A 6,037-nucleotide genomic window follows, 5' to 3' on the forward strand; every position below is an offset into this window, starting at 1 on the left:
CCCTCGTACTGGATGTACTCGGGTGATTCGACAACGCAGCGAGGTGCCGTGCAGGACGTCGCGAGCCGGTGAACCTATCCGGTCACAGCACTAGGTCACTTCGCGGCGTTGGCGGCCTTGACCAGCGCGTCCGGGGTGACCGCGCCGACGTACACCTTGCCGTCGTCCGTCATCAGGGCGTTGACCAAACGGGTCTTGAAGACCGTGCCGGTGCCGAAGTCACCCGTGACCTGGTCTCCCAGCGCATCCAGGAACTTCGCGGCCTCCGGAGGGACATCGCCCCTGCCGCCCTTGTCACCCTTTCCGCCACTGCCGTCCTTGAACGCGCCGAGGCCCTCGCCGCCGGGGCCCTTCAGCTCCGCGATGGCGGTCCACCCCTCGCCGATGACATTCAGCCCCTGGCCGGGACCGTCGAAGTCCTCCATGCCCTTGAACTCCTTGACGGACTTCGGGACCTCGGACTTCCCGGTCCTGGCGTCCCCTCCCGTCCTCCCGGCCTTCGCGCGGTCGGCGAGCTCATCGGCCTCGGTGACCTTCGCGCCCTTCGGCGGGGTGAAGTCGAAGGTCGAAGCCGCCGGCTTGGAGAAGTCGACCTTGGTGAAGCCCGCGTCGACCGCCGCCTTGCCGCCATCGCTCGCCAGCAGCGTGAACTTCAGCGGGACACCGTTCTGCGCGTCCACCGCGATCTTGATCGAGTCGATCGTCGAACCGCTCTGCTTCGGCTTGATGACCAGTTGGTACGCGTCACGTCCGGCGATCCGCGCCGTGCCGTCGACGGTCACCGCTGTCGTGTCGCCCGCGAGCTTCAGCGCCTCGTCGGCAAGCTGCTTGGGTGTGGCGGGCAGCTCATCGGAGCCCTCGCGGCCCTTGCCGCCGTCCCTGCCGCCGTCCCTGCCGCCGTCCTTGCCGCCGTCCCTGCCGGCCGCGTCGTCCTTGCCGTGCACGACCTCGTTGGCCGCGCCGTCGTACGTCCACACATCGGCGCCGTTGTGCGTGACGCTGTACTCCTCGCCACCGGACTCGAACGACATCCGCTGCCGATCAGGTCCATCGGCGGCGATCTCCACCTTGTGCGTGCCCGAGGCCAGCTCCATCAGCTTGCTCGCGGCATCCGGCGAGGCCGGGGCCGACGCGCCGCCGCTTCCCGCGCCCGCTCCGGACAGCAGGCCGCCCGTAAGACCGCCCAGGTCCGGGAGACCCAGATCGGTGGTGACCTTCACCGTGCCGGACAGCTGCTGGGTGTCCGACGCCGCGATCTTCTCGATGAGCTCCTGTGCGCTGATCTTCGGCAGATCGGGGTCTCCCACGGCGGCGAGCGCCGGGACGAGCCCGATGGTCGCCGCGGCAACGCCCGCCACCGCGACCGGGACGGCGTACCGCGCCGCCTTCCGGCGGACCGGGCTGACCTCCCCGGGCTGTTCAGTGGCCGTTGCGTTCTCGTTCGGTGCCATGGTGTGCCCTACCTCCGTGATAGCGGCGTCGTCCGTCCACACCATCTGACCAAAACGCCCGGCGAATAGCGTCAGCCCCCGGAATCAACTCCGCGTACTGCTGCGGTATGACCCGGGGGCTCTCTGACTCAGCCGACCAGTAGGGGACGCCATCAGGGGCGCCGCCTCAGCAGGCGTCAGCCGTGGTGAGGATGCCGGTCAGCCGGCGCGGTGCACCACCGCGTTGCACAGGTCCTCCAGAGCAGCCCTGGCCGGGCCCTCCGGGAGCGGCGCCAGCATCGCCCGCGCCTCCTTCGCGTACCGCAGCGTGTCCTGCCGTGCCCGCTCGAGGGCCGGGTGGACGCGCAGCCGGGACAGTACCTCGGCATGCCGTGCGTCATCCGCCAGGTCCCCGTCCAGCAGCTCAACGAGCTCCAGGTCCTCGGGCTGCCGGTGCGCCGCGGCCTGCTCCCGCAGCCGGAGTACGGGCAGTGTGGGGATGCCCTCGCGAAGATCGGTACCGGGGGTCTTGCCGGACTCGTGCGAGTCGGAGGCGATGTCGAGCACGTCGTCGGCGAGCTGGAAGGCGACGCCGAGCCGCTCGCCGTACTGCGTGAGGGTGTCGACGACACGCTCGTCGGCACCCGCCATCATCGCGCCCATCCGCCCGGAGACGGCGACCAGCGAGCCCGTCTTGCCACCCAGCACGTCGAGGTAGTGCTCTACCGGGTCGCTGTCCCCACGTGGACCCGCGGTCTCCAGGATCTGGCCCGTGACCAGCCGCTCGAACGCCTCGGCCTGGACCCGTATGGCATCGGGACCCAGGTCCGCCAGGATGTGCGAGGCGCGGGCGAAGAGGAAGTCGCCGGTGAGGACGGCCAGCGAGTTGCCCCAGCGGGCGTTGGCGCTGGCCACGCCGCGGCGCACCTCCGCCTCGTCCATCACGTCGTCGTGGTACAGCGTCGCCAGATGCGTCAGCTCCACGACCACGGCGGAGGGCACGATGCCGGGCGCGTACGGATCACCGAACTGCGCGGCCAGCATCACCAGCAGCGGCCTGAATCGCTTGCCACCGGCGCGCACGAGGTGCTGCGCGGCCTCGGTGATGAAGGGCACCTCGCTCTTGGTGGCATCGAGCAGCCCGGCCTCGACTGCCGCCAATCCGGCCTGGACATCGGCCTCAAGAGCCTGGTCCCGCACGCTCAGCCCGAACGGCTCGACGACGGTCACGAGAGGTACTCCTGTCTGCTGACGATCACACGGATTGTCGATGTGTCGTGGTCATCACTCAAGTCAGCGTATCCGGTCCGGTTTCGATCACTGGCGGCGCCTTCCCGCCACCCCGATATGTTACTGATGCGTTTATAGGACCGTAAGCGACGTCCGTGTCACCCGCAGCGTTCTCCAGCGGACCCCGTCATGCGCCGAACCGGCTGCCGGACGAGCTCCCGGCGCGTACCGGCTGACTGATCGACCGAGCCAACGAACGCCCGACCCACCGATCGACCGACTAGACGAGTGCCGCCGGGCCGACGTTCCGCCAATCCGACGAAATGGCCTCCGGATGGCTGGAACGAAGGTGCCGGGCGCCCCCGGGAAGCCGCCGGGCGCCCGCCTGAAGGTGCCCTCCGCCGACGACGCGCCGCCCGGCCCGACCGCACCACCCATACGGCCCGAGGGCCCCGTTGGGCACTGACGCCGGATGCAGCGCCCACGTAACGTGTCCCCCACACACGTGGAAAGCGAGGCAAGCACCGATGCCCGAGCAGAGCCCGCTCGACCTGGCCGAAGGCGATCCCTTCGGCCCGCACAACCTCCCGTACGGGGTCTTCACCACCGCGGCAGAGCCCGACCGCCGCCGGCTCGGCGTCCGGATCGGCAACCACGTGCTCGACACCGGAGCCGCGGCGCACACCCTCGGCTCCCCGTATGCCGCGTTGCTCGCGCAGCCGAGCCTGGGACCGCTGCTCGCGGCGGGCCGCACCGCCTGGCGCGACGTACGGCGCGCACTCACCGCATGGGTGACCGTGCCGGCCCACCGCCAGGACATCGAACCGCTGCTCCACCCGCTCGCGGCGGTGACCCTGCACCTCCCCTACGAGGTCGCCGACTACGTCGACTTCTACGCCAGCGAGCACCACGCCACCAACGTCGGGCACATCTTCCGGCCGGACGGCGAGCCGCTGACCCCCAACTGGAAGCATCTGCCGATCGGTTACCACGGACGCTCCGGCACCGTCGTGGTCTCCGGCACGGATGTCATCCGGCCCCACGGCCAGCGCAAGACCCCGGCCGACCCGGCCCCGCTCTTCGGGCCTTCGGTCAAGCTGGACATCGAGGCGGAGGTCGGCTTCGTCGTCGGCACGCCGAGCGAGCACGGCCGGGCTGTGCCGCTGTCCGGATTCCGCGACCACGTCTTCGGGCTGCATCTGCTCAACGACTGGTCCGCACGCGACATCCAGGCCTGGGAGTACGTCCCGCTCGGCCCGTTCCTCGGCAAGTCATTCGCCACCTCCGTGTCCGCCTGGGTCACCCCGCTGGAGGCGCTCGACGCCGCCCGGGTGGCCCCGCCCGCGCGCGACTTCGACCTGCTGCCCTATCTCGACGACTCGGGCGACGAGGAGCCCGGCGGCTTCGAGCTGCACATCACGGTCACGATCAACGGAGAGGTCGTCAGCGAGCCGCCGTTCGCGACGATGTACTGGACCGCCGCCCAGCAGCTCGCGCATATGACCGTGAACGGTGCCTCGCTGCGCACCGGTGACCTGTACGGCTCCGGTACGGTCAGCGGCCCCGAACCGCACCAGCGCGGCTCGCTCCTCGAACTCACCTGGAACGGGCGGGACCCGCTTGAACTGCCGGAAGGCAAGCGGACCTTCCTGGAGGACGGCGACGAGGTCACCATCACCGCATGGGCACCCGGACCTGACGGTGTGCGGGTCGGCCTCGGCGAGGTCACCGGACGCGTGGCCGCGGCCGTTCGGTAGACCGCGGAAGTGGCTCAGTGAGGCGGGCCCGTGCCGGTACGATCCGGCGCGGGCCCGCTGCCGTCACCACTCCGCAATCAGCCTGACCGCCAGTACCACCAGCGCCGAGACCAGGCAGAACAGCACCCAGAGCGCGACCAGCGGCCGACGCCGGCGGACGATGTGCCGGACCCCCGCGGTGATCTCGACAGCGGCACCGATCGTGCCCAGCAGGCCGATGACCGCCGCGGTCCAGTACGCCCATGAGTGCTCGCCGAGATATCTCAGGAGCAGAAGGGCGGGGAGCAGCAGTACTGTCGGCCAGGTGTCGGCGGAACTGGCGGTCCGCTGCTGTGCGTCGGTCTTCCGGGGGCCCTGCCGATCCTGCTGACCCGGCTGGCCCTGAGGGTCCTGACGGTCCCTTTCCGACTGCTCCGCAGATGCCCTCATCCGTTGTCCCCCGCGTTCGATCAAGGTCATATGTCCTGGGGGTGGGACGCCGGACCCCGACCGGGGGTTGCCACGGCCTGGCTATAAGTTCTGTACCACCGTCCTTACAAGGAGCTCACGCAGTGTCCATACCGCCACCGCCGCCCTCGTCCCCCGGCCCCTACGGTTCGCCCGGACAGCCTGACCAGCCCGGACAGCCCGGTCCGTACGGAACGCCCGGGCAGCCCGCCGCACCGGGCCCGTACGGCCAGCCGTCCCAGCCCACCCCGTACGGTCAGCCGGGCCCCTACGGCCAGCCGGGACCGTACGGCGGCGCACCGGGCTGGGGGTCCGCGCCGTCGGAGAAGACGAACGCGCTGGCCATCGTGTCCTTCGTGATGGCGATCGTCTGCGGCATCCCGTTCGTCCCGGTCATCCTCGGCATCATCGCCCTCTCCCAGATCCGCAAGAACGGCGAGAAGGGCAAGGGCTTCGCCATCGCCGGTATCGCGATCCACGGCGCACTGCTCGTGGTCATGGCGATCGTGGTGGCGCTCGGGGTGACCGGCGCCCTCGACGACAGTTCCTCCCACTCCTCCAAGCCGAAGCGCGACACCAGCGGCGAGGTCACCAGCCCGGGCTACAGCGATGTGATGGACATCCAGGCGGGGGACTGCTTCAACACGACGGACGATCTGGACGACTACGCGGGCGAGGACGGCGCCAAGGCCGCGCAGCGGGTGGACATCGTGCCCTGCTCCCAGCCCCACAAGGGTGAGGCCTACGGAGTCTTCGAGCTGGAGGACGGCGCGTACCCCGGTATCGACAAGGTCGAGGACATCGCCAACGAGAAGTGCGGCGGAAAGCTGTTCACCGACTACGTGGGCCCGGCCGCCAAGCTTCCCGAGACGATGAGCTTCTACTACTACCACCCGCAGCCGGCCACCTGGACGTTCGGCGACCGCGAGGTCACCTGCTTCCTGGCCGACTCCAGCGGCTCCAGCACCGGCTCGCTCCGCGCCGCCGGCGGCTCCTGACCGGTCGGAGCAAGGCTCGGACCCAGGCCCGGCCGGGGCTGCCGGTCAGGCCGTGTCGTCCGCTCCGCGCTCGCCCTCAGCCTGGGACGGCGTCGGGTCGGCCGGGAGCTGCGGCACGGCGCCGTCGAGGATGGTGGAGACCAGCCGGGGCGGAAGCCTGACTGGCAGCACACCC

General features: G+C 70.3%; 5 protein-coding genes. 2 read left to right on the forward strand and 3 right to left on the reverse strand.

Annotated elements, in window-relative coordinates:
* Positions 1-95: 95 nt before the first annotated feature.
* Together ACFWI9_RS32370 and ACFWI9_RS32375 are read right to left on the reverse strand one after the other, a co-directional pair.
* Positions 96-1,451 carry an outer membrane lipoprotein carrier protein LolA gene (locus tag ACFWI9_RS32370; RefSeq protein ID WP_387168309.1) on the reverse strand — a complete coding sequence of 452 codons (1,356 nt, stop codon included), beginning with the start codon at positions 1,449-1,451 and terminating at the stop codon, positions 96-98.
* Positions 1,452-1,649: 198 nt separating this feature from the next.
* Positions 1,650-2,660 (reverse strand): polyprenyl synthetase family protein, encoded by a 1,011-nt coding sequence (locus ACFWI9_RS32375; protein WP_387168312.1) that lies wholly within the window; start codon positions 2,658-2,660, stop codon positions 1,650-1,652.
* 527 nt (positions 2,661-3,187) lie between these two features.
* Between ACFWI9_RS32375 and fahA the strand changes: the two genes are divergently transcribed.
* Complete coding sequence (gene fahA / locus ACFWI9_RS32380) at positions 3,188-4,417, forward strand: fumarylacetoacetase (protein ID WP_387168315.1); 1,230 nt, start codon at positions 3,188-3,190, stop codon at positions 4,415-4,417.
* 63 nt (positions 4,418-4,480) lie between these two features.
* Here the strand turns inward: fahA and ACFWI9_RS32385 are convergent, their stop codons facing one another.
* A complete protein-coding gene (locus ACFWI9_RS32385) occupies positions 4,481-4,846 on the reverse strand; it encodes a hypothetical protein (RefSeq protein WP_387168318.1) in 366 nt (121 codons plus the stop codon).
* Positions 4,847-4,968: 122 nt separating this feature from the next.
* On the opposite strand from ACFWI9_RS32385, the gene ACFWI9_RS32390 reads away from it, so the two are divergent.
* Positions 4,969-5,862, forward strand: coding sequence for a DUF4190 domain-containing protein (locus tag ACFWI9_RS32390; protein WP_387168320.1), 894 nt, complete (start codon positions 4,969-4,971; stop codon positions 5,860-5,862).
* Positions 5,863-6,037: the final 175 nt, after the last annotated feature.

This window comes from Streptomyces sp. NPDC127084 (genome assembly GCF_042724175.1).
Classification (GTDB): domain Bacteria; phylum Actinomycetota; class Actinomycetes; order Streptomycetales; family Streptomycetaceae; genus Streptomyces.